General features: G+C 62.2%; 4 protein-coding genes and 1 pseudogene. 4 read left to right on the forward strand and 1 reads right to left on the reverse strand.

Translation table 11 applies throughout. The features are described from left to right. Positions 1-167: 167 nt before the first annotated feature. On the forward strand, positions 168-1,073 hold the full coding sequence (gene dapA, locus QCE69_RS39130; protein ID WP_309936126.1) for a 4-hydroxy-tetrahydrodipicolinate synthase: 906 nt from the start codon (positions 168-170) through the stop codon (positions 1,071-1,073). On the opposite strand, the gene QCE69_RS39135 is transcribed toward dapA, so the two are convergent. Beyond that, the gene (locus tag QCE69_RS39135; RefSeq protein WP_250510646.1) at positions 1,074-1,901 is read right to left on the reverse strand and encodes an IclR family transcriptional regulator; all 828 of its coding nucleotides are present in this window, start codon (positions 1,899-1,901) and stop codon (positions 1,074-1,076) included. A gap of 70 nt (positions 1,902-1,971) precedes the next feature. On the opposite strand from QCE69_RS39135, the gene proC reads away from it, so the two are divergent. The 3 genes and pseudogenes from proC to QCE69_RS39150 all read left to right on the forward strand — a co-directional run. Next, on the forward strand, positions 1,972-2,781 hold the full coding sequence (proC, locus tag QCE69_RS39140) for a pyrroline-5-carboxylate reductase (protein ID WP_309936127.1): 810 nt from the start codon (positions 1,972-1,974) through the stop codon (positions 2,779-2,781). Between the two features lie 27 nt (positions 2,782-2,808). Beyond that, on the forward strand, positions 2,809-3,558 hold the full coding sequence (locus QCE69_RS39145; RefSeq protein ID WP_309936128.1) for an electron transfer flavoprotein subunit beta/FixA family protein: 750 nt from the start codon (positions 2,809-2,811) through the stop codon (positions 3,556-3,558). 2 nt (positions 3,559-3,560) lie between these two features. Then, positions 3,561-3,659: pseudogene (locus QCE69_RS39150) on the forward strand (electron transfer flavoprotein subunit alpha/FixB family protein); the annotation flags it as partial.

Genomic DNA, 3,659 nt, shown 5'->3' on the forward strand with positions numbered 1-3,659 from the left:
GACGCTGCCCAAGCAGTTCTGGGACGAGACCACGATGCAGATCTCGCCGGTGATCGCCGCTGTCTCGACGCTGCTGTTCGTGTTCATCTCCATTCTGATTTCCATTGCCGACCGCTTGCGTCGTCGAAGCACGGCATCCTGAGCCATTCAAATTTAGAGAAAATCGTATGTCGCTGACGTCTCAATCCTTGCATGGCATCCTGCCCGCGATTCCCACGCCGGTGAATCCGGACGATACCATCAACGTCGATGCCACCCGCGCCTTGCTGCGCTATCTGCTCGAACAGGGCATCGACGGCGTGCTGCCGCTGGGCGGCACGGGCGAATACGGCGCGCTGTCGAGCGAGCAGCGCGTGCGCATGGTCGAACTGACCGCGCGCGAAGCAGCGGGCCGCATTCCGGTGATCGCCGGCGTGCTCGATCCGGGATATCACGATGCAATGAAAGCCGCGAAGGACTTCGCCGCCGCCGGCGCCGACGCCTTGCTCGTGCTGACGCCGTATTACACGAACCCGACGCAGGCCGGCATCCGCGATTACTTCCTGCGCTACGCCGACGAATCCCCGGTGCCCATCCTGCTGTACGAAATCCCGTACCGCACGCGTATCGCGATTGCGCCCGAGGTCATTCATGAGTTGTCGAAGCATGAACGCATCATCGGCATGAAGGCGTGCAACACCGACATGTATCACTTCCTGCGCGTAGTCGCGGGCGTCGATGATTCCTTCGCGGTGTTGAGCGGTGAAGACACCTTGTTCCCGCTCCACGTGGCGGCGGGGGCGCGGGGCGGTATCGTCGTGACGGCGTCGCTGTTGCCGACGGCATGGCGCCGTATCTTCGAACTCGCCAGCGCAGGCAAGACGCAGGAAGCGCTCGCGATGCATCGCTCGCTGATCCCGCTGATGAACCTCGCGTTCGCCGAAACCAATCCGGGCCCGATGAAGTCGGTCATGGACCTGATCGGCGTGAATGCGCCGGACATGCTCGCGCCGCTGGTTCGTGCCGACGACACGCTGTCGGGCAACCTGCGCGCCGAGCTGAAGAAGCAGCTGGCGATCTTCGAAGGGCGCTGATCAGCGGCGCGACATCGGCAGCCGCGACTTCGAGATGGAGGTCGCGGCGACCTGTACGTGCTTGACCAGTTCCGCCTCGACACGCTCGATGGTCCAGCGCGTGGTGGGCACCGAGATGTTGACGGCGGCCACAGCGGTGCCGTCATGATCGGTGATCGGCGCGGCCACGGCGATGTCGCCCAGCACGGTTTCATTCTCGATGACGCTATAGCCCCGGCGCGATGCCTGATGCACGCGTTCGAGCAGCTTCTTCTGATCGGTTTCGGTATAGGGCGTCATGCGTTCGAGCGGTGTGCGCGACATGACGGCCTTCAGCTGCTTCTCGGGAAGACGCGAAAGAATGGCGATGCCGGACGCCGTATAAAGCGCGGGAAGACGCGCGCCCAGCGCGATATCCACGTTGAAGAGATGGCGGCCGGGAAAGCGCGCGACAAACACGATCTCATTGCCGTCGATCTCGTGCAGGTTCGTGGTTTCGCCGAGATGACGGCTGATGTCGAGCAAATAAGGCGAGGCTTTATCGATCAGCTCGTTGGCGCGGATGTAGTTATACGAAAACTGCAGAACCTTGGTCGTGAGACGGTAGTCGCGCGTTTCAGGCACACGCGCCAGATAGCCGAGCGCTTCGAGCGTATGAACGATGCGTTGCGCGGCGCTGCGGTCCAGCGACGAAGCCTTGGCGAGATCTGCAAGCGTCATCTGCCGGTTCGGACCGTCGAAGGCGTGCAGCACACGGAAGGTCTTTTCAGCGGAACCGACGAACAGCGAAGAGCGCTCGCCGGATGCTTCGCGCGTGCTGCGCGCAGACGTGGATGATGCCTTGGGCATGGGGCCAATGATTGTATTCCGATGGCTTCGATTGTAGTTCAATCAAAGATGCTTAACTCAGGAAAACAATATGAAAATCGCCTTCATCGGCGCAGGTAATCTCGCTTCGGCTCTGATGGGCGGACTCATTCGACGAGGCGCAACCCCGCATGACCTGCTGGCCGTCGATCCCGACGAAAGCAAGCGGCAAGCAGCCGCGCAGGAACTGGGTGTCGCTACGGCGGAGCGCCTTGCATCGGCGGAAGGCGTCGATGCAGTCGTGCTCGCCGTGAAGCCGCAAATCCTGGAGAAGGTGTGCGCCGCGCTTGCTCCGTTGCTCAGGCGGCAACTCGTCATCAGCGTCGCGGCGGGCGTGCGCATCGCGGATATCTCGCGTTGGCTCGGCGGCTACGCGGCCATCGTCCGGTCGATGCCGAACACGCCCGCGTTGATTGGCATGGGCATGACGGGACTGCACGCGGCGCCAGACGTGACGCCCGACATGCGCGAGCAGGCGAATGCCGTCATGAGTTCGGTGGGCGCTACGCTGTGGGTCGAGCACGAAGCACAACTCGATGCGGTCACGGCAGTGTCGGGAAGCGGGCCGGCCTACGTGTTCTATTTCATCGAATCATTGATCGCTGCGGGCGAAAGCGCCGGGCTCGATGCCGGGCAGGCGCGCACGCTGGCGCTGGAGACGTTTTTCGGTGCATCGGCGCTGGCGCGGCAGTCGGATGAAACGGCGGCAGTGTTGCGCGAGCGGGTGACGTCGAAGGGCGGCACGACGGCGGCCGCGCTGGCCTCGTTCGAACAGTCCGGCATCAAGGAAGAAATCGGGCGCGGCGTGCGTGCGGCACAGGCGCGCTCGGATGAACTGGCCCGCGAACTGGGCGCGCAGTAAAGATAATTTCACTCTCATCTCAAGCTTATGAAAGTTATCGTAACCGTCAAACGCGTGGTGGATTACAACGTGAAGGTGCGCGTGAAGTCGGACAACACGGGCGTGGAACTCGCCAGCGTGAAGATGTCGATGAACCCGTTCGATGAAATCGCCGTTGAGGAAGCAGTGCGTCTGAAGGAAGCGGGCATCGCGACTGAAGTGATCGCCGTGTCGTGCGGTGTGACGCAGTGTCAGGAAACCTTGCGCACGGCGCTTGCCATCGGTGCGGATCGCGCGGTGCTGGTGGAGACGGCGGAAGAGCTTCAGCCGCTCGCCGTCGCGAAGATCCTGAAGGCGTTGGTCGATCAGGAAAAGCCTGAGCTCGTCATTCTCGGCAAGCAGGCTATCGATGACGATTCGAATCAGACCGGTCAGATGCTCGCTGCCTTGGCGGGATTGCCGCAAGCGACGTTCGCCTCGAAAGTCGTGATCGCCGATGGCCGCGCTTCTGTCTCGCGCGAAGTGGATGGCGGTGCGGAAGCGCTGTCGCTGAAGCTGCCGGCAATCATCACGACGGACTTGCGCCTGAACGAGCCGCGTTACGTCACGCTGCCGAACATCATGAAGGCGAAGAAGAAGCCGTTAAGCACGATGACGCCTGCCGAACTCGGCGTCGATGTTGCGCCGCGGTTGAAGACGCTGAAGGTCGTCGAGCCGCCGAAGCGCAGCGCCGGTATCGCGGTGCCCGACGTAAAGACCCTGGTCGAGAAGCTGAAGAACGAAGCGAAGGTGATCTGAACATGACGATTCTGGTAATTGCGGAACACGACAACGCGTCGATCAAGGCAGCGACGCTCAATACGGTTGCAGCGGCCACGAAGATCGGCGGCGACGTGCAT

The organism is Caballeronia sp. LZ032, assembly GCF_031451315.1.
In the GTDB taxonomy this organism is placed as follows: Bacteria; Pseudomonadota; Gammaproteobacteria; order Burkholderiales; family Burkholderiaceae; genus Caballeronia.